The organism is Nocardia sp. XZ_19_231, from assembly GCF_015355705.1.
Classification (GTDB): domain Bacteria; phylum Actinomycetota; class Actinomycetes; order Mycobacteriales; family Mycobacteriaceae; genus Nocardia; species Nocardia salmonicida.
This window is the reverse complement of the sequence record NZ_JACUZI010000003.1, coordinates 1,004,309-1,022,629: the sequence shown is the minus strand read 5'-3', so window position 1 is coordinate 1,022,629 and position 18,321 is coordinate 1,004,309. Positions and strand designations below refer to the sequence as shown.

General features: G+C 66.9%; 19 protein-coding genes. 11 read left to right on the top strand and 8 right to left on the bottom strand.

What is annotated here, in order from left to right:
* Positions 1 to 65 precede the first annotated feature (65 nt).
* The 4 genes from IBJ82_RS17930 (at position 66) to IBJ82_RS17915 (ending at position 3,713) form a co-directional block, all read left to right on the top strand.
* Positions 66 to 779 (top strand): phosphatidylserine decarboxylase, encoded by a 714-nt coding sequence (locus tag IBJ82_RS17930; RefSeq protein WP_063004109.1) that lies wholly within the window; start codon positions 66 to 68, stop codon positions 777 to 779.
* On the top strand, positions 776 to 1,645 hold the full coding sequence (locus IBJ82_RS17925; RefSeq protein WP_194826979.1) for a phosphatidylcholine/phosphatidylserine synthase: 870 nt from the start codon (positions 776 to 778) through the stop codon (positions 1,643 to 1,645). Before IBJ82_RS17930 ends, IBJ82_RS17925 begins: the two co-directional genes overlap by 4 nt.
* A 25-nt stretch (positions 1,646 to 1,670) precedes the next feature.
* Positions 1,671 to 2,546 (top strand): RNA polymerase sigma-70 factor, encoded by an 876-nt coding sequence (locus tag IBJ82_RS17920; RefSeq protein WP_194826978.1) that lies wholly within the window; start codon positions 1,671 to 1,673, stop codon positions 2,544 to 2,546.
* 84 nt (positions 2,547 to 2,630) lie between these two features.
* Complete coding sequence (locus IBJ82_RS17915; RefSeq protein WP_194826977.1) at positions 2,631 to 3,713, top strand: NAD(P)/FAD-dependent oxidoreductase; 1,083 nt, start codon at positions 2,631 to 2,633, stop codon at positions 3,711 to 3,713.
* Here the strand turns inward: IBJ82_RS17915 and IBJ82_RS17910 are convergent.
* Positions 3,694 to 4,953 (bottom strand): hypothetical protein, encoded by a 1,260-nt coding sequence (locus tag IBJ82_RS17910; RefSeq protein WP_228537175.1) that lies wholly within the window; start codon positions 4,951 to 4,953, stop codon positions 3,694 to 3,696. The genes IBJ82_RS17915 and IBJ82_RS17910 overlap by 20 nt on opposite strands.
* 72 nt (positions 4,954 to 5,025) lie before the next feature.
* Here IBJ82_RS17910 and IBJ82_RS17905 point away from each other — a divergent pair, with 72 nt between their 5' ends.
* Positions 5,026 to 5,757 (top strand): Clp protease N-terminal domain-containing protein, encoded by a 732-nt coding sequence (locus tag IBJ82_RS17905; RefSeq protein WP_194826976.1) that lies wholly within the window; start codon positions 5,026 to 5,028, stop codon positions 5,755 to 5,757.
* A 245-nt stretch (positions 5,758 to 6,002) separates the two neighbouring features.
* A complete protein-coding gene (gene groL / locus IBJ82_RS17900) occupies positions 6,003 to 7,631 on the top strand; it encodes a chaperonin GroEL (protein WP_194826975.1) in 1,629 nt (542 codons plus the stop codon).
* 169 nt (positions 7,632 to 7,800) lie between these two features.
* Here groL and IBJ82_RS17895 read toward each other — a convergent pair whose 3' ends face one another.
* Positions 7,801 to 8,601, bottom strand: coding sequence for a DUF6585 family protein (locus tag IBJ82_RS17895; RefSeq protein ID WP_370585356.1), 801 nt, complete (start codon positions 8,599 to 8,601; stop codon positions 7,801 to 7,803).
* A 248-nt stretch (positions 8,602 to 8,849) separates the two neighbouring features.
* Between IBJ82_RS17895 and IBJ82_RS17890 the strand changes: the two genes are divergently transcribed.
* On the top strand, positions 8,850 to 9,629 hold the full coding sequence (locus tag IBJ82_RS17890; RefSeq protein ID WP_194826974.1) for an alpha/beta fold hydrolase: 780 nt from the start codon (positions 8,850 to 8,852) through the stop codon (positions 9,627 to 9,629).
* Here IBJ82_RS17890 and IBJ82_RS17885 read toward each other — a convergent pair.
* On the bottom strand, positions 9,616 to 10,560 hold the full coding sequence (locus tag IBJ82_RS17885; RefSeq protein ID WP_194826973.1) for an SMP-30/gluconolactonase/LRE family protein: 945 nt from the start codon (positions 10,558 to 10,560) through the stop codon (positions 9,616 to 9,618). The two genes, IBJ82_RS17890 and IBJ82_RS17885, sit on opposite strands and share 14 nt — an antisense overlap.
* A gap of 115 nt (positions 10,561 to 10,675) precedes the next feature.
* On the opposite strand from IBJ82_RS17885, the gene IBJ82_RS17880 reads away from it, so the two are divergent.
* On the top strand, positions 10,676 to 11,125 hold the full coding sequence (locus IBJ82_RS17880) for a MarR family winged helix-turn-helix transcriptional regulator (RefSeq protein ID WP_228537174.1): 450 nt from the start codon (positions 10,676 to 10,678) through the stop codon (positions 11,123 to 11,125).
* A gap of 48 nt (positions 11,126 to 11,173) precedes the next feature.
* Here IBJ82_RS17880 and IBJ82_RS17875 read toward each other — a convergent pair whose 3' ends face one another.
* The 3 genes from IBJ82_RS17875 to IBJ82_RS17865 all read right to left on the bottom strand — a co-directional run bounded on the left by IBJ82_RS17875 (position 11,174) and on the right by IBJ82_RS17865 (position 12,285).
* Positions 11,174 to 11,626 (bottom strand): SRPBCC family protein, encoded by a 453-nt coding sequence (locus IBJ82_RS17875; protein WP_194826972.1) that lies wholly within the window; start codon positions 11,624 to 11,626, stop codon positions 11,174 to 11,176.
* A gap of 152 nt (positions 11,627 to 11,778) precedes the next feature.
* Positions 11,779 to 12,039, bottom strand: a complete 261-nt coding sequence (locus IBJ82_RS17870; protein ID WP_194826971.1) for a hypothetical protein — start codon at positions 12,037 to 12,039, stop codon at positions 11,779 to 11,781.
* A 3-nt stretch (positions 12,040 to 12,042) separates the two neighbouring features.
* Positions 12,043 to 12,285 (bottom strand): MFS transporter, encoded by a 243-nt coding sequence (locus IBJ82_RS17865; protein WP_194826970.1) that lies wholly within the window; start codon positions 12,283 to 12,285, stop codon positions 12,043 to 12,045.
* 733 nt (positions 12,286 to 13,018) lie between these two features.
* Here IBJ82_RS17865 and IBJ82_RS17860 point away from each other — a divergent pair.
* Together IBJ82_RS17860 and IBJ82_RS17855 are read left to right on the top strand one after the other, a co-directional pair.
* The gene (locus IBJ82_RS17860; RefSeq protein ID WP_228537173.1) at positions 13,019 to 13,651 is read left to right on the top strand and encodes a TetR/AcrR family transcriptional regulator; all 633 of its coding nucleotides are present in this window, start codon (positions 13,019 to 13,021) and stop codon (positions 13,649 to 13,651) included.
* Positions 13,651 to 14,520, top strand: a complete 870-nt coding sequence (locus tag IBJ82_RS17855) for an alpha/beta fold hydrolase (protein ID WP_063054515.1) — start codon at positions 13,651 to 13,653, stop codon at positions 14,518 to 14,520. Before IBJ82_RS17860 ends, IBJ82_RS17855 begins: the two co-directional genes overlap by 1 nt.
* Positions 14,521 to 14,523: 3 nt before the next feature.
* Here IBJ82_RS17855 and IBJ82_RS17850 read toward each other — a convergent pair whose 3' ends face one another.
* Both IBJ82_RS17850 and IBJ82_RS17845 read right to left on the bottom strand, forming a co-directional pair.
* Positions 14,524 to 16,584, bottom strand: a complete 2,061-nt coding sequence (locus IBJ82_RS17850) for a prolyl oligopeptidase family protein (RefSeq protein WP_194826969.1) — start codon at positions 16,582 to 16,584, stop codon at positions 14,524 to 14,526.
* Between the two features lie 45 nt (positions 16,585 to 16,629).
* Positions 16,630 to 17,160, bottom strand: coding sequence for a hypothetical protein (locus IBJ82_RS17845; RefSeq protein ID WP_194826968.1), 531 nt, complete (start codon positions 17,158 to 17,160; stop codon positions 16,630 to 16,632).
* 139 nt (positions 17,161 to 17,299) lie between these two features.
* Between IBJ82_RS17845 and IBJ82_RS17840 the strand changes: the two genes are divergently transcribed.
* A complete protein-coding gene (locus tag IBJ82_RS17840) occupies positions 17,300 to 18,274 on the top strand; it encodes a membrane dipeptidase (RefSeq protein ID WP_194826967.1) in 975 nt (324 codons plus the stop codon).
* Positions 18,275 to 18,321: the final 47 nt, after the last annotated feature.

Here is an 18,321-nt window from a genome sequence, read left to right as displayed (position 1 = left end):
GGTGCTTGCCCCGGGCTTCCCGTAAGGTGTGATCGCTTGTAGTCATCACACGAAAGAGGGAGCCCGTGGCACGCCGCCCCACCCCGCCCGGCACGCCCGATACCACCGGAGTCGGACACGTCGTCGACCTGGTGCGGGCCGCTGTACCCCCGCTACATCCCGCCGGATTGCCGTTCGTCGCGGTGCCGTTGGCGGTGGCGGTCGTCGGCGGACGTAATAAATGGGTGCGTCGGGCCGGTCTGACCGCTGCCGCAGCCTGCGCCGCCTTCTTCCGGCACCCGCATCGCGTGCCGCCGAACCGGCCGGGCATCGTGGTCGCGCCCGCCGACGGTGAAGTGGCCCTTGTCGACACCGCGGTGCCGCCTGTTGAGCTCGGGCTCGGCGACAAGCCGTTGCCGCGCGTGAGCATCTTCCTGTCGGTGCTCGATGTGCACGTGCAGCGCGTTCCGGTGTCCGGAACCGTGCGCGAGGTGCTGCATCAGCCGGGCAAATTCCTCTCGGCCGATCTACCGGAGGCCTCCGATGCCAACGAACGCAACAGCATGGTCATCGATACCGCCGACGGTAAGCAGGTCGTCGTGGTGCAGATCGCCGGTCTGCTGGCTCGTCGCATCGTCTGCGATGCCCGCGTCGGTGACCTGCTCACCATCGGTGACACCTACGGCCTGATCCGGTTCGGGTCCCGCGTCGACACCTATTTCCCGGTCGGCACCGAACTGCTTGTTGCCCCCGGGCAGCGCACGATCGGGGCCGAAACCGTCCTGGCTGTCCTGGGATGATCGAGCAGGCCCGTAAGCGTCCCCGCTCAGTACGGCTGCTCCCGAGCGTCGTCACCATCCTCGCCCTGTGTGCGGGCCTGTCAGCAGTGAAGTTCGGCCTCGACGGTGAGCTCGGTATCTCGTTGGCGATGGTCGGTGCGGCCGCCGTGCTCGATACCCTCGACGGCCGCCTCGCGCGCATGCTCGACGCCACTTCCAAGATGGGCGCCGAACTCGATTCGCTGTCGGACGCCATCTCCTTCGGCGTCGCGCCCGCGCTGGTCATCTATGTGACCTTGCTCGACAGCTACAGCGCGGGCTGGATCGTCGCGCTGCTGTTCGCGGTGAGCCTGGTCCTGCGCCTTGCCCGCTTCAACACCCTGCTCGACGACGATTCCCGGCCGACTTGGGCGCGCGAGTACTTCGTCGGTGTGCCCGCGCCCGCCGGTGCGTTGATCGCGCTGGTGCCGATCGCGTTGAAGGTGCAGTTCGGCGACGGCTGGTGGGACAGTTTCGCCTTCGTCGCCGCGTGGACGGTCTTCGCCGCACTGCTGTGCGTGAGCACCATTCCGACCCTGGCGATGAAGTCGGTGTCGGTCGCCCCGCAGGCGGCAGCGGGCCTGCTCGTGCTGACCGCTCTGGCGGCGGCACTGCTGGTCACCTTCCCGATCGTGCTGCTGCTGATCTTGGTGGCGCTGTACCTGGCGCACATCCCGTTCGCCTGGCGGTCGGCCCGATGGGTGGCCGCGCGACCGGAAACGTGGCAGCACAAGCCGGCTGAGCGGCGGGCGCAACGGCGCGCGCAGCGGCGGATGCCCGCGATCCGCCGACCGGCGATCCGTGGATCCGCGCGCCTGCGTCTGCGTCGGCCGCGCAACGACGAGTAGAACGCAGTCCGGCAAAGGGGCACAGGTGGAATCCGACGGCGTCGCCGAGTTCATGGAGCATCGGCAGCGGTTGTTCTCGCTGGCATATCGGATGTTCGGCGCGGCGACCGAGGCCGAGGACGTGGTGCAGGAGGTCTATCTGCGGTGGGCGCTGGCCGACCGGGGCGAGATCGCCAATCCTGAAGCATGGTTGACGACCGTCACCGTGAATCTGTGTCGCACCCAGCTCGTTTCGGCCCGTGCCCGCCGCGAGACCTATGTCGGGCAGTGGCTGCCGGAGCCGGTGCCGACCGGCGCCGGCGCGCTCGGCCCGTTGGGGACCGTCGAGGAACGCGAGTCGGTGTCCCTGGCCGTGCTCACGGCGATGGAACGGCTCAGCCCGATCGAGCGCGCCGTGTTCGTGCTGCGCGAGGCCTTCGGATACCCGCATGCCGAGATCGCGCAGATGCTCGATCTCACCGAGGCCAACACCCAGCAGATATTCCATCGGGCCGGTCAGCGCGTGCGCACCGGCAAACAGCGCTACGTGGTGTCGGCCGAGCACGCGCGCACGATGATCGAGAAGTTCCTGCAGGCGGCGTCCACCGGCGATGTGGGTGGTCTGCGCGCACTGCTCGCCGACGATGTGGTGTCGGTCGCCGATGGCGGCGGCCGGGTGGTCGCGGCCAAGATCCCGGTGGTCGGCGGCGATGTGGTCGCGCGCTACCTGTCCAACCTGCGGCGCTTCCTCGGTCCCACGTCGCGGTTCGAATTCACCGAGATCAATGGCGATGTGGGTCTGATCCTGCTCCAGGACGAGGTCCCGGCCGGTGTGCTGGTCTTCGACTTCGACGAAGCGGGTTCGATCGCGGCGGTTCGCACGGTCGTGAACCCGATCAAATTGGGTGCCGTAACCGTGTGATGCAGGTCACCTCGAGAAGCTGTCAGGAACTCGGCGGCTGATCAGTCTGGTGTGTGTAGGCATTTCGAGAGAAGGAGCCACACCATGACCGGTCAGCATCGGATCGTCGTCCTCGGCGCCGGGTACGCGGGACTCACCGCGGCCCGCGCCCTCGCGAAGAAGACTCGCGACACCCAGATCACCGTCGTGGACGCCCGCGCCGAATTCGTGCAGCGGGTGCGTCTGCACCAGGCCGCCGCGGGCCAGCCGGTGAAGCGACTCGACCTGCGGAAGTCGCTGGGACGCAAGGGTATCGAGTTCATCCAGGCACGAGTCACCGACCTGGACCCGGACCGCAAGATCGTCGCCGTCGACGGTGAGTGGACGCTGCACTACGACACCCTCGTCTACGCGCTCGGCAGCCAGGCCGACCGCAACGCCGTACCCGGTGCCGCCGAGCACGCGAAGTTCGTCGCCACCGCCGAGGACGTGACGGCGCTGTCGGGTCAGATCGTCATCGTCGGATCGGGCCCGACCGGCATCGAACTCGCCACCGAACTCGCTGAATCGCAACCGGATTCGCGGATCAGCCTGCTCGGCTCCGAAGACCCAGGCGCCTGGCTCTCGCCGCGCGCACACCAGACGATCCGTGCCGCGCTCACCCGGCTCGGCGTCGAAATCCGGTCCGGCGTCAAGGTTGTCGAGGTGCTGCCCGATGCTGTCCGGCTCGCCGACGACACCCTGGTGCCCGCCGCCACCACCGTCTGGACCACCGGTTTCACCGTTCCCGACCTGGCTCGTCGCGCGGGGTTGGAGGTCGCCGCCGACGGTCGCATCCGCACCGACGACACGCTGCGCTCGGTGTCGCACCCCGACATCTACGCCGTCGGCGATTCCGCGCTGATGGCCGGGGTGGACGGTCGTCCGCTGCGGATGGCTTGTGCGACAGCGATTCCCGCGGGGCAGTACGTGGTCGGGGCGATCACGGCGCGGGCGCGCGGTCGCGAACCGCAGCCGATGGAGGGGCGCTACGTCGCGCAGTGCATCAGCCTCGGCCGCCGTGACGCGGTGTTGCAGCTCGTGAAAGCCGATGACACCCCGACGAACAGGGTGTTCACCGGTCGGATCGGTGTGGTGATGAAGGAGCTGATCGTGCGGGGGACCGCTTTCACCGTGGGGTTGCGGTAAGTCCGGGCGCGTGGCGCTCGGCCCGACCTCTGACGAGGCGGGCCGACATCCGTGCCCAGGGTGCGATGGCGATCAGGCCGAGCACGCCAAGCCACGGCAGCCGCCACCACCAGCGCACATCGTGCTCGACCGTCATCGGGGCCGCCGTCAGTAGCCGTGCTGTCGAGGACCACACCACGAAGGCGTCGCCGATCGGCAACAGCCCGAACGCATAGCGTTTGGACCACGGCAGATCGATCGGCAACCCGATCAGCTCGCCCTCCGATCCGATCGCGGCAGCCAACGCCCGGTCACCGTTCACCCTGGCCGCGCCGACGGCGACGACGGTGGCGGACAGGCTGATCCCGGCGACCAACGGGCCGGAATCGACATCACCGCTCCCGTCGACTCCCTTCGGATACTCGCGAACGGCGGGACCGAAACCTCCTGGGTGAGCGAGGAACTGGTCGCGATACAGCGCGTACTGGTTCCTCGCGAACGCTGGATCGATCTCGGGCAGGAACCGAAGGATCACTGTCTGCGAGGTCGCCCGCGCACCGGTCGTCATCGATCCGTCGGTCGGTGAAACCTGATGCGGTAGGAGACCGGTCGCGGGGTCGAGTCGGGTCTTCGCCTGCTCGAGCCAGCGATCGATCACCGGGGTGTACTTCGCACCGAACAGTGTGTCGTGCAGGCGAAGTGAAGCCATCGCGACGGTCGAGTCGACGGGCCAGGCCTGGCCCTGATAGGCCTGGAGAAACGGCGTGTCGGCCGCCGAGAACGCCTGTGCGATCTCGGTGCTTCGCGTGGAGAACTGCTGCACCGCAGCGGTATCGGAGCTATCGAGCGACAGGATCGCCCCGCGCAACCAGTTGGTCCACCCCGCCCAGAACACCCCGTACGTGGGTTGCAATCGAGGGCTGAAAACCGCGCGACCCTCGTCGGACTCCAATCGCGCCAGCGCCCACCGTGATTCACGCAGCGCGTCATCGCGCAGCCCTGAGTCGGTGTGCGCGGCCTGCACCCAGGCCAGACCGTAGAGCACGTTCGAGAAGACGTACCCCTCCGGAAACAGTTCTTGCGCAGCCGTATCCGACCCTTCGTCGAGTGCGTCACGCACGAAGGCCAACTGCCGCGCCGTCGACCCCGGCTGTTCGTCCAACCCCGGCTGTGGCCATAGCAGTTGTCCGGCGCCGACCAGGCACACCGCCGTCACGGCAATCCCCACTACGCGCGGCGCCCAGCGCCGAAGTCTCCCCATGACGCCACTGTGCCAGGAATTGACCGTCAACCAATCGTTGACGCCCTGGCATCGTCAACCTACAGTTGACGTATGAGCACTCCGAACTTCCGCCTCGACGACCTCATCGACGGCATCAAAAAGGCCCGCCCCGACAATGTCCTCGACCAACTCTCCGACGCCGTGGTCGCCGCCAATCACCTCGGTGAGACCGCTGATCATCTGATCGGCCACTTCGTCGACCAGGCGCGCCGCTCCGGTGCCTCCTGGACCGATATCGGCGCCAGCATGGGCGTCAGCAAGCAGGCCGTCCAGAAACGGTTCGTGCCCAAGGGGCCCAGCGACACGGCCGCGATGGATCCGCAGGCCGGCTTCGCCAAGTTCACCGACCGGGCCCGGCAGGTGGTCGTCGGCTCCCAGGAGGCGGCCCGCGCCTCGGGGAGCAGTCAGATCGCGCTCGGGCACCTGATTCTCGGCCTGATCGGTCAGGCGGAAGGTCTGGCCGCCAAGGAGATCGTCGCCAGGGGTGTCACGCTGGACGCGGTGCGTGATGCCGCGATCGCCTCGCTGCCCGCCGCCGACGGTGACGTGCCCGCTCTCATCCCGTTCGACGGCGACACGAAGAAGGTACTCGAGCTCACCTTTCGCGAGGCGCTGCGCCTCGGCCACAACTACATCGGCACCGAACACATCCTGTTGGCTCTGCTGGAGCAGGAGAACGGCGCGGGCGTACTCAGCGGTCTGGGCCTTGACAAGGCCGTCGTCGAGGCCGAGCTCGTCGAGGTGCTGAGTCAGTTTCTGGCTTCGGTGCAGGACGAGGCCTGAGACGGCGGTCGCGCCCGGTATGTCCTCCGTGCCGGGCGCGACCTTGCACTCTCGTCACCCGAGTGCTAAAAATGGCTTTGGCACTCGTGACTGTTGAGTGCCAGGTCGGGGTGGTGAGATCGGGTTCCATCGACACCCTCGGTCGTCCGTCGCGGGCACCGCACCTGGCCGGCGTAACTTTTGGGGCGATCCAACCTGTGGTCGTCTCGTGTGTCAGCCATAGACATGTGGAGGATCTCAACGCAATGGCCAAGACAATTGCGTACGACGAAGAGGCCCGTCGCGGTCTCGAGCGGGGTCTGAACGCCCTCGCCGACGCTGTCAAGGTGACGCTGGGCCCGAAGGGTCGCAACGTCGTGCTCGAGAAGAAGTGGGGCGCCCCCACGATCACCAACGATGGTGTTTCCATCGCCAAGGAGATCGACCTCGAGGACCCGTACGAGAAGATCGGCGCAGAGCTGGTCAAGGAAGTCGCCAAGAAGACGGATGACGTCGCCGGCGACGGTACGACCACCGCCACCGTGCTGGCCCAGGCGCTCGTGCGTGAAGGTCTGCGCAACGTCGCGGCCGGCGCGAACCCCCTCGGCCTCAAGCGTGGCATCGAGAAGGCAGTCGAGGCCGTCACCGCTCGCCTGCTCGACACCGCCAAGGAGATCGACACCAAGGAGCAGATCGCTGCTACCGCTGGTATCTCCGCGGGCGACCCGGCCATCGGCCAGCTCATCGCCGAGGCGATGGACAAGGTCGGCAAGGAAGGTGTCATCACCGTCGAGGAGAGCAACACCTTCGGGCTCCAGCTGGAGCTCACCGAGGGCATGCGCTTCGACAAGGGCTACATCTCCGGTTACTTCGTGACCGACCCCGAGCGTCAGGAAGCGATCCTCGAGGATCCGTACATCCTGCTGGTGTCGTCGAAGATCTCGACCGTGAAGGACCTGCTGCCGCTGCTGGAGAAGGTCATCCAGGCCGGCAAGCCGCTGCTGATCATCGCCGAGGACGTCGAGGGCGAAGCCCTGTCGACCCTGGTCGTGAACAAGATCCGTGGCACCTTCAAGTCCGTCGCCGTCAAGGCGCCCGGCTTCGGTGACCGTCGCAAGGCCCAGCTGGCCGATATCGCCATCCTCACCGGTGGCGAGGTCATCAGCGAAGAGGTCGGCCTCTCCCTGGAGACCGCCGGCATCGAGCTGCTCGGCACCGCGCGCAAGGTCGTCATCACCAAGGACGAGACCACCATCGTCGAGGGTGCGGGCGACGCGGAGGCCATCAAGGGCCGCGTGGCGCAGATCCGCGCCGAGATCGAGTCCTCGGATTCGGACTACGACCGTGAGAAGCTGCAGGAACGTCTGGCCAAGCTGGCCGGCGGCGTTGCGGTGATCAAGGCCGGTGCCGCTACCGAGGTCGAGCTCAAGGAGCGCAAGCACCGCATCGAAGATGCCGTGCGCAACGCCAAGGCCGCCGTCGAAGAGGGCATCGTTGCAGGTGGTGGCGTCGCGCTGCTGCAGGCCGCTCCCGCGCTCGACGGCTTCAGCGGTCTGACCGCTGACGAGGCGACCGGTGTCAACATCGTGCGCGTCGCGCTGTCGGCCCCGCTCAAGCAGATCGCCTTCAACGCGGGCCTCGAGCCCGGCGTCGTGGCCGAGAAGGTCTCCAACCTCCCCGAGGGCGAAGGCCTGAACGCCGACACCGGTGTCTACGAGAACCTGCTGGCCGCCGGCGTTGCCGACCCGGTCAAGGTCACCCGCTCGGCCCTGCAGAACGCGGCCTCCATCGCCGCGCTCTTCCTCACCACCGAGGCAGTAGTCGCCGACAAGCCGGAGAAGTCCGCCCCCGCAGGCGGCGACCCCACCGGTGGCATGGGCGGCATGGACTTCTGATCTCCTGATCAGTAAGTTCCCCGCAAGCCACGAAGGCCGGTCCACCACTCGGTGGACCGGCCTTCGTCATGAAAAGGGGCGGAACGGTTCAGCGGGTATTCACTGACCACGCAGTGAAACGAGTGAAAGTGACTGACATGCAACCGGTTACACAGACGGGTCTGCGAAGCTAGACCACTGGTGTGAGGCGGAGGCGCTCGGCCAGCTCGTTGAAGATGTAGAAGTTGGGGATGGTGCTGACGGGGGCCAGGGACATCCATATGCCGGAGAGTTTGATGCGGATGTGGCCGCTGCGGGCGTCGATGAGTTGGATGTCTTCCCAGGGCAGGGCCTCTTCGCGGAAGGTGAGGGCGTCCAGGGAGAGGGAGAGTTCGCCGAAGGGGACGGTTTCGCCGTTGTCGATGGCGGCTACCGCGGCGGGGAGTTGGGTTGCGGTGACGGCGGATTGGATGGCGCGGGCCCATTCGCGGGCGCGGGCGAAACCCTCTTCGTCGATGGTGGCTTCGACACCGCCGGGACCCGACAGTTCCAGCAGGTAGGTGACGGGCGTGGTGTCGTGGAAGGGGATGGCTTGCTGACGCACTTCGGTGCTGTCCCACCGGAATCCGGCCACGCGTTGACCAGAGCGGTAGACGGTGACGCCGTGGTCGAACAGGTCGATGCGGGCGGCGCGGTTCTGCCGGTTGATCACGCCGCGGTGTAGTGCGAGCAGCACGGGCGCGGCGGCGATCACCAGCAGGGTGACACCACCTTGCCAGCCGCCGACGGCCGCGACGATGACGCCGATGGTGGCGATGCAGCCCGCCACGATGCCGCAGCCGCGCACGAAGGTGTCGTCGGCGGGGGTGGCGAGAAAGGTGTCACGGTGCGCGCCCAGGTGCTGATACTCCGCCATCAGGTGTATCAGTTGGGTCAACGGCACCGCATGCCGAGTATCGGCTACGTCCTCCGGCCTGTTCGGAGTGATCACTCGTCCCTCCAAGAGGCGTTTTCATCCGCGGCGAAGCGTATGCGACCCGGCGAAATATTGCCACCGGTATGGATCGGAAATTCTGGCCACGACCGGGCGGAATGGCTCAGCCGATGGCGAAAGCGACGAAGAATCCCGCCGCGGTTGCCCTCGACACCGAATCCGCGAAACCGTTGCCCAGCAACGTCACCGCGACGCGCGCGAAATGCTGTGAACGCTCCGTGACTGTGCCGATTAGGGTGGTTGACGTGTTGTTTCTGGACGAGGGCGAACCCACCGCGCCGGCGATCGTGTTCATCCACGGCATCCCGGGCTCGGTCGACTGGTTCGCTGCCGTCGCCGAGCGAATGACCGCCACGTTTCGCGTGATCCGAGTCGATATGCACGAGCTCGGCGCCGACGGTGACTTCAGCGCCGCGGCCCGCGTCGCGCCGCTCGTCACGCTCATGGACGACCTGGACCTCACCGACGTGACGGTGGTCGGCCATTCGTTCGGGGCCGAGATCGCTTTGGAACTCGCCGCCGTCTCCCACCGCGTTGCGCGCGTGGTGGTCGTCGGCCAAGCCCCTGATTACCAGGCTGCCAGGATCCCGACGGCCGCGAAATGGGTTGTCCGCCCGTGGGCGGTGCGCCTGGCGCAGCGGTGGACACCGGGGCCGGTGATCCGCCTGGCGAGCCGATCGGCCTTCGCGCCCCGCTTCCGCTACGACTCGGCGCCCGGGCTGGCCGACGCGCTGGTGCGCGACTTCCGTGCCACTCTCCCCACGGGCCTCGCCTACGCGGTGGGCGCCCGAGCCGACGACTTCGCCGAGCAACCCCTCGACACCCGCGTGCGGGCCCTCGACCAGCCCGTCCTCGCCATCCACGGCCGTCACGACCACCTCTACGGCAGCGCCGAAACCCTCGCCCGTTTCGCCGCCGCGGGCGCCGATACCCACCTCGTCGAACACGCGGGCCACTCCCCACAAGTCGAGCAACCGGACGAATTCGTTTCCGTCCTGGGCGAATTCATCGCTAGAACCCGTTGATCGCCGAAACCACGAATGGCCCCGGTGTGCCCGCCTGACCCAGTGGCCCGCCCTTGTCGAACTGCGACGACACGATCAGTGCGCGCTCGCCCGAATGCACCATCGTCGTGGGAACATTCAGCGCTGGATCGTGGAATTCGCCGGTGCGGGTAGCGGTGGCGCCGTTGTCGCCGAGGGCCCAGCGGCTGATCGTGTTGTCGAGGTTGTGGACTATCCACAGCGTGTTGTCGCGCAGGTCCAGCCCATCGCCGTGTCGCGCGTCGCCACCGGTCAGCACTACCTTTCGGATCGGATCCGCGCCGCCGGTGAGGTCGATGCGGTACAGCTCGGCCGCTGACATGGCGACGACGATCAGAAACTTCCCGGCCGGGTCGGCGACAATGCCGTTGAGCTCGAACACCTTCGGGTCGCGCGGCCCGAGCGCGGTGGTCAGGTCGTAGGCGACTGTCAGTGCACCTCCGGCGCCGATTACCGCCTTGTAGACCACATTCCGCACGCTGTCGGTCAAATAGGCCGACCCATCCGCGCCGAAATCCAGGTCGTTGACGAAACGCGGTGCGTCACCGGGCACTTCGAAGCGCGCGAGCAGCGCTCGTGATCCGGTGTCGTAAACACTCACGCCCACACCCGAATCGATCACCCACAGTCGACCACTTCGATCGACCTTCACGCCGTTCGCCGTCTTCCTGCCGTCGGCGCCCGCGGGCAGGAACACCTCGGCGCGCGAAGTGTCGGCGCCGGCCCGATACACCGTGCCGTCCGCGAACGACCCGACGTAGGTGTCACCGTTGCGCGCGTCCACGCCGATGCCCTCCGGGTATACGGCGTTGCCGGGCAGTTCATAAGCGGTGCTCAGCGTCGGTGTGGCGGGCGAGGTCCCGCAGGCGGCCAGGGTCAGGCAAGCGGCGGCAGCGGCGACGGTTCTCAACATGATGAAGCCTCTCAGTGATGTAACGCCAAGCATCAAGCGATAGGCAGTAACTTAAATTAGAGTCGTTATGATCGTCAAGGGCTTTACGAAGTGATGGGCGGATACCATGCAACGCATGACGTCCATGTCCGCCGCCGAGAGGCTCGGCACGTATATCAAGCGCGCCGAGCAAGCCCTGATCGCGACGAAGACGGCCGCGCTCAAACCCGCCGGGCTGACCGTCGCGCAGTACAGCGCGCTGCTGCACCTCGCGGAGAATCCCGGTATCTCGGCCGCCGCTCTGGCCCGGCTGGCCGGCGTCACCCCACCGACCATGAACACCGTCCTGACCAACCTCCAGGAGCGCGGCTTGGTGGACCGGACCCCGCACGAGTGGCACAAGAACGTGCTGGAAACCCGCCTCACCGAGGAAGGACGGACGGTGATGAACGATGCCGACGTCCGCGCGATCGCGGTGGAGCGTGCCTTGGCCGAGCGATTCACCGCGGCCGAACTGGCGGCGGTGCAGGAGCTGCTCACGCGCGGCACGCAGGCGCTCGACGAGATCCGCGACAACCTGGCATAACGAAAGAGCCCGCCGGATGATTCCGGCGGGCTCACGCGATGTTCGAGGTCAGCGCTCGGCGGCGACCTTCACCTTGCTCAGCGTCTCCTGCATACCCGAGACCAGATCGGCCTCGAACTTCTCCTCGCCGCCCATGGCGACCTTGATCGCTCCGCGCAACCAGCCGGGCAGGCCCTTGGCGTCGACGGTGCGCGTCTCGACGACGCGGGTACCGGTGGCGGTCGGTTCGAGCTCATAGGCCCAGACCGTGCGGTTCTCGTTCATCCGGAACGCCAGCGCCTTGTTCGGCTCGAAGCGCACGATCCGCGAGGTGGTCGGGTAGACCTTCCAGCCGACCTTGTTGATGTTGACGGTGAAAGCGCCGTCGCGAACGCCACCGACCGCGACCATCTTCACCGTCGTGGGGCTGAGCTCGGGCATGCGGCGCAGGTCTGCGAGCACCGACCAGACCTTATCCGGCGATGCGGCGATGTCGATGCTGGCTTCGAGAGTGTTCGGCAACGGTGCCTCCGGGGTATGCGTGACGGGCTGTCACGCTCAGCATAGGCACCGTGACCTCGGCTGACCTCCGCCCATGGTCGGATTCTTGCAGGCCGCGCCGAACGCTGGTCAAAAATATTGTGCCCGAATACGTTTCGACGGCAACCCGCCATCTACGGCGGGGCGCTCCGGGTGACGACGTCGTCGGGCGGCGCGAGCGGTACGTCGGTGTAGGTCCCGACGATTGACCCGAGCACGGCAAGGCCGCTGACGTGGGGCAGCGTCAACCGTGGGCCGCGCAGCAGCGCGACGAACGCGGTGAAGGCCGAGCCCGCCGCGTCGACGAACACGGCTTGTCGGCCGGGAGCGTCGTCGACCAGCGGCGCGATCACGCCCACGCCGAGGAGCGTCAGGTCCGATATCGAAGCCGTCAACCGCTAGATCGCCCGCATGCCGATCCCCGCGCCCGGACTCGGCGCCGAGATCGCCACAAGGGCGGACAAGGCCGTCACCGCGAGGCCCCCGACGTTCACCGGGCGTCGTCCCCAGCGGTCCGATAGTGGGCCGGTGATCGGAAACCCTGCGCCGTAGGCGAGCCCGAAAGCAGTTGTTGTCCAAGTCGTCGCGGCGCGGCAGGTGCCCCACACCGCGGCCAGGTCGCCGAGTACCGGCAGCGTCACGCAGGGCTTCCTGGCGACGAGAATCCCTACGGCACAGATCGTTACGACTGTTCTTCCCGTCGGCGCCCACCCCCGTTCCGTCGCTTCAGTAGTCGTGGCCGAAGTCGGGCAGGACCGGTTCGATAGCGCGAGATCGGCTGAGTTCGCCACGCGCGCAAGCGTATATGTGCAGCAGAGTCGTCATGGGAACAGGAGTACCGAGCCCAGCGACCGCCGACAATGATTTGTCGCACCCTGACGGTTACTTCCCGGTTCGACGGATGCGAGAACCGCGCTTCGGTACACTCACGTTTCACATCGCGGTTGCCCCAGCGCGTCGACGACGAGCAGCGCCTCGTTCGCGAATCGGCTCATGCTCGGTCCGGGCGAGCCCCGAGTTCCTTGGTCTTGTGTCCCGTGACAAAAAATTCTAGAAAATTCCTTTAAAACACCTCCACTTCACATTGTGTCTGGGTATCGTCCGAGACGGCAAATGGCCAGTGACAACGAAGTCACAAAACATCGACTTGGAGTGACACATGCTTTACAACATCACTGATGACAGCAGCGACGGCAACATTCTCACCCTGCTGCTCGGTCTGCTCGCCAGCTCGCTGAGCACCGGTTCGGTGCAGGGCTCGGGCAACTGAGCCGTCTGTAGCCAACTTTCGGCTAACGCGCGGTTAGCCGATTGGGCAGCCGAAGGGCCTGATCCATGACGAGGGGATCAGGCCCTTCGGTATTGTCAGCGACAATGTCACAGGATGCGAATACGGGACGAATGTATGCCGGGCAACCCGTAGAGGACCGGCAACGCCAGCGGCGTGCGCGTTTTCTTGAGTCAGGCCTGACGGTCTTCGCGCGCGACGGGTACGCAAACAGTTCGGTCGGCGCCATCTGTAAGGACGCGGGACTATCGTCTCGGCAGTTCTACGAGGAGTTCACCGGCCGCGAATCTCTGCTGCTGGAGCTGTACGAGCAGATCGACCGACATTCGCGCGAGGCGGTGGCTACCGCGCTCGAGGACAAGGCCGAGGCGACCGTGCTCGAGCAGATCGACGCGGCCGTGCGGGCCTACGTCGAGTCGATCGGCACCGATCCCCGTAAGGCGCGGGTGGCGCTGGTCGAAGTGGTCGGAGCCGGCCCCAAGGTCGAGAAGTTCCGTCTCGAACTGCGTCGCGTGTGGGGGTCGCTGCTGGCCAGTGCCGCCGAAGACGCGGCCATGCACGGCGAAATCCCGCCCGGCGACTACGAACTGCGGGTACTCGCGATCATCGGCGCGGTGAACTATGTCGTCGACGGCTGGAGCGGCAGCGACCCGCGGCCCCCGCTCGACGAGGTGATCAAGGTGCTGAGCCGGGTGATCCTGGGCGCGGTCGGGGCTTGATGGCCCGGGTCGAGATCGTCGAGATCCAGGTACCCGACGGCAGCACCCTGCCGGTGCGGCTCATTCCGGCCACCGGCGCACACCGGCATCCGGTGACCCCGGACGCGCCACGCCCGGTGGTGGTGATCGTGCCCGGCCTTGCGGTGCCGGGGGAGTTCTACGAGTACTTCGGACATCGGCTGGCCGCCCGCGGATTCGATGTCGCCATCGGCGAACTGCGTGGTCAGAGTGAGAGCACGCGTCGTCCTGACGCCGAAAGTACCTACGGCTACCACGAACTGGTCTCGGTGGATTTTCCGGCGATGCTGGCCGCGGTGCGCAACCGGTTCCCGGCCAGCACGCCGTACCTGCTCGGCCACAGCATGGGCGGCCAGCTCGCGTCGATGTACGCGGCCAGGGTGCGCGGCAGGCTCGGCGGCTTGATCCTGGTCGCTTCCGGAACGCCGTATTTCCGTGGGTATCGCGGTGTCTTCGGGCCGGGCGTGCTGGTGGGCACCGCAGCGGTGGCGGTCGCGTCGAACCTGGCCGGGTTCTGGCCGGGGGACCTGCTCGGCAAGCGCGCGTACGGCAGGCAGTCCAAAGTTCTCATGTCGGATTGGGCGAGGCTGGCACGCACCGGCCGCTTCGTGCCCGTCGGCGCCGATATCGACTACGACGAGCGGATGTCGCGGCTGAAGTTTCCGGTCCTGTCGATCACCATCGCCGGTGACGACCTGGCCCCGCAGACCTCCGCCGACCACCTGCTCGGCAAGCTGCCCGGCACGCAGGTGACCCGGTGGTTCCAGCCGGAGGCCCTGGGGCACAACGGCTGGATCACCAATCCGGACTCCACCGTCGACACGGTGGAGAAGTGGCTGCGCGACCGCTGACCCTCAGGCCGAGCGGCGGCCCTCGATCAGCATCTGGATGAAGAACTCGTAGACCAGCGCGGACAGGTAGGCCGACTGCTTGTTGTCGGCGGCGCCGCCGTGACCACCCTCGATGTTCTCGTAGTACCAGACGGTGCGATCCTGCGACTCCAGGAGCGCGGCCATCTTTCGCGCATGGCCGGGATGGACCCGGTCGTCGCGGGTGGAGGTGGCGAGCAGGATCGGTGGGTACTGCTTGCCGGGGTCGGTGTTCTGATACGGCGAGTACTCGCTGAGGTACGCCCATTCCTCCGGCTTGTCCGGGTCACCGTATTCGGCGACCCACGACGCACCGGCCAGCAGCAGGTGATAGCGCTTCATGTCCAGCAGCGGGACCTGGCAGACGATGGCGCCGAGCAGTTCCGGGTAGCGGGTGAGCATCACGCCCATCAGCAGCCCGCCGTTGCTGCCGCCGATCGCCCCGAGCCGGTCGGGGGTGGTGATGCCGCGGGTCACGAGGTCGCGGGCGACCGAGGCGAAGTCCTCGAAGGCGCGGTGGCGGTGCTCTTTCAGTGCGGCAGTGTGCCATTCGGGGCCGTACTCGCCGCCGCCGCGAATGTTGGTCATCACGTAGGTGCCGCCGCGTTCGAGCCAGTTCATGCCCGCGGAGCCGAGATAGGCGGGGGTCTTGGAGATTTCGAAGCCGCCGTACCCGTTCATGATCGTCGGTCCCGGTGTGCCGCGCCGGTCGCGATGGCGGATCACGAAGTAGGGCACCGCGGTTCCGTCGTCGGAGGTGGCGAAGAACTGTTCGGTCTCGATGCCGGTGGCGTCGAAGTAGCCGGGCGCCTGCTTCAAAGTCACCGCGGTTTCGCCGATGGCGCTGCTGAGCAGGGTTGTCGGGGTGGTGAAACCGGTGGTGGTGAGCATGAATTCGTCGCCACCTTCCAGCGGGTCCAGGTTGGCCACCGAGGTGGACGACATGGCGGGGGAATCGGTGAGCGCACTGGCGGCCCAGCCGTCCGGGCCGGGGGTGAGCACGCGGAATCCGGTCTGCACGTCCTGCAAGGTGGTCAGGATCAGGTGGTTCTCGGTCCATCCCCACGATTCCAGTGAGGTGTGCGGATCCGGTGCGAAGAGGACGTCGAATTCTCTGGCACCGGCGAGGAAGTCGTTCAGATCGGTGACCAGCAGACTGCCGGGCGCGTAGGTGGTCTCGGCCGGCGTCCACTCGGTCTTCAAGCGCACCAGGAGCCAGTCTCGATACCAGTCGACATCGGCGTCGGTGGGGGTTTCGATCAGGCGCCACGCGCCGTCCTCGAGCAGGGACACCTCGCTGTTGAAGAAGTCCGTTGACCGATGCAGATAGTGCCGCTCGTAGCCGGGGTGGCGGTCGTAGCCCGCGCCGATCGAGACATCGCTCGGCTTGCCCTCGTACACCGTTTCGGCGGTGGACAACGCGGTGCCACGTCGCCAGCGCTTGGCGATGCGCGGGTAGCCGGAGTCGGTGAGCGATCCGGGTCCGAAGTCGGTGCCGAGGTAGACGGTGTCGGCGTCGATCCAGCCGATGCGCGACTTGGCCTCCGGCAGGGAGAAGCCGCCGTCCTCCGGGGCGATGAATTGCCTGGTCGTCAGGTCGAATTCGCGCTCGACGGTGGCGTCGGCGCCGCCGCGGGACAGATGGATGATGGCGCGTTCCTGCGACGGCCGCAGCACGGCGGCGCCTGCCCACACCCAGTTCTCGCCGTCCGCCTCGGCCAGCGCGTCGACGTCGATCAGCACATCCCACTCGGGCTCGTCGGTGGCGTAGGACTCGAATGTCGTGCGCCGCCACAGCCCGCGCTGATGCTGCGCGTCACGCCAGAAGTTGTACAGCCACGGACCCCGTCGGCCGGGGTAGGCGATCTTGGTGTCGTCGTCGAGCATCGCCAGCACGCGCCGCTCCATATCGGCGAATCGGTCGGTGGCCGCGAACCGCCGCCCCACCACCTCGTTGCGGGCGCGCGCCCAGTCCAGCGCGCCCTCGTCGGTCACGTCCTCGAGCCAGAGATAGGGATCGGTCACATTCTGCTCAACGCCGCTCATCCCCACATTGTTGCCGATGTGAGGATTCGCATGTTGCGCGAGCCGTCACCAGTAGTGGGCGACGTCCACGACTACGCGGGCCGGGCCATCGAGGGTGCTCACACGGAAGGGTAGGCGGGCGCGGACGCCGAGGCCGAAAGTGCTCTGACCTTCGAAGGAGCCGGCGAATGCGGCTTGGCGGAAGGTCGGGTAGCCGTTCACATTGACGAGCTCGGTGCGGCTCGGCGGGTTGTAGGTGCTGTTGCCCGCGTTGTCGTAGGCGGGAGACAGGACGGCGATCTGTAAGAAGGCGCCACCGCGAAGGGGGACAGCGGCGCCGGAGCCGTCCTGGGTGACCGTGCCCACGTAACCGACGCGGTAACCGGCGGTGGGCCCGGACAGATCGATCACGAGGCGGTCGAAGCACTCGTGGCGGCCTGCGCGGACGTCGGTGATGGTGGCGCCCGAGTAGTTCGAGGTCGATTTGTCCTGTGAGCCCCAGGCGAGACCGCAGTAGGACGGGGTGGCGGACGCGGGCAGTGTCGACAGGCCGAGGCAGGTCGCGAGGGAAGCGAGGAGGACGAGGACGCGACGCATGTCGCACCGCCTTTGAATCAAGAGCCATGGGTCGGGGATGCAGTACTGACTTATCGGACGAATCAGACATCGCGTTAGCGTCGGTTCGACGTCGAATACGCCGCGAAACGTACGATCACAGGTCACGAATCAACCGGAGGTGGATGTGTTCCTGTGGGAGCAGCATTGTTGTCTGCCGTTGCGGCCCACGGCCAGGATCGCGGAGCTGGCTCGGTACCCCGCGGGGTCGTATCTGTCGGTCAACGTCGGGTACTCGGCGCAGACCAAGGATGATTCGCTGGCCTTGCTGCACCAGTTCCGGGACGAGGCAGCGACGGATTCGCGGTTCCGGTTGGTCGACCGAGTAAGCGATGTCGGCGCGCCCGGGGTGATCGCGCTGGCCTTCGACCTCGAGTATTCCGGGCCGCTCGACGGTGATCTCGACAATGTGGAGCTGTTCTACGACCTCGGCGTGCGCTCGTTGCTGCCCACCTACAACCATGTGAACGCGGCGGGCTGCGGCTGCCTCGACAGCGACGACACCGGACTGACCGGATATGGAAAAGACTTGGTGCGCAAGCTCAACGAGGTCGGCATGTTCGCCGACGGCTCGCACTGCTCGCGCCGCACCGGCCTCGACATCGCCACCCACACCTCGGTTCCGATGATCTACAGCCACTCCAATTTCGCCGCGCTCTGGGACCACCCGCGCAATATCACCGATGAGCAGGCACGCGCGTGCGCCGCCACCGGTGGGGTGATCGGCATCAACGGCGTCGGAATCTTCCTCGGCCGCAACGAGCCCGCCGCGCGCGCCGAGCGGGTCGCGGCGACAGCCGACCACATCCGATACGGCGTCGACCTGGTCGGGATCGACCACATCGGGATCGGGTCGGACTATTCGTTCGACGGTCAAGAGTTCAACGACGAGATCCGTGCCAACCCGGGCGCGTTCTCCGACTCGTACACGAAATGGGGCCCGCTGCAATGGACCCCGCCCGAGGACCTGCTCGGCGAATCCGACGTGCCCGGCCTGGACGAGCTCCTCGCGGTCCGTGGTTTCACGCCTGCCGAGCGCGAGGCGATCTTCGGCGGCAACTTCGCTCGGGCCGCGAGCCACGTCTGGCGTGAGTGACCTCGCCCCGCCGGACCGAGAAGTTCGGTGCGCGGCAGGGCGTTCGG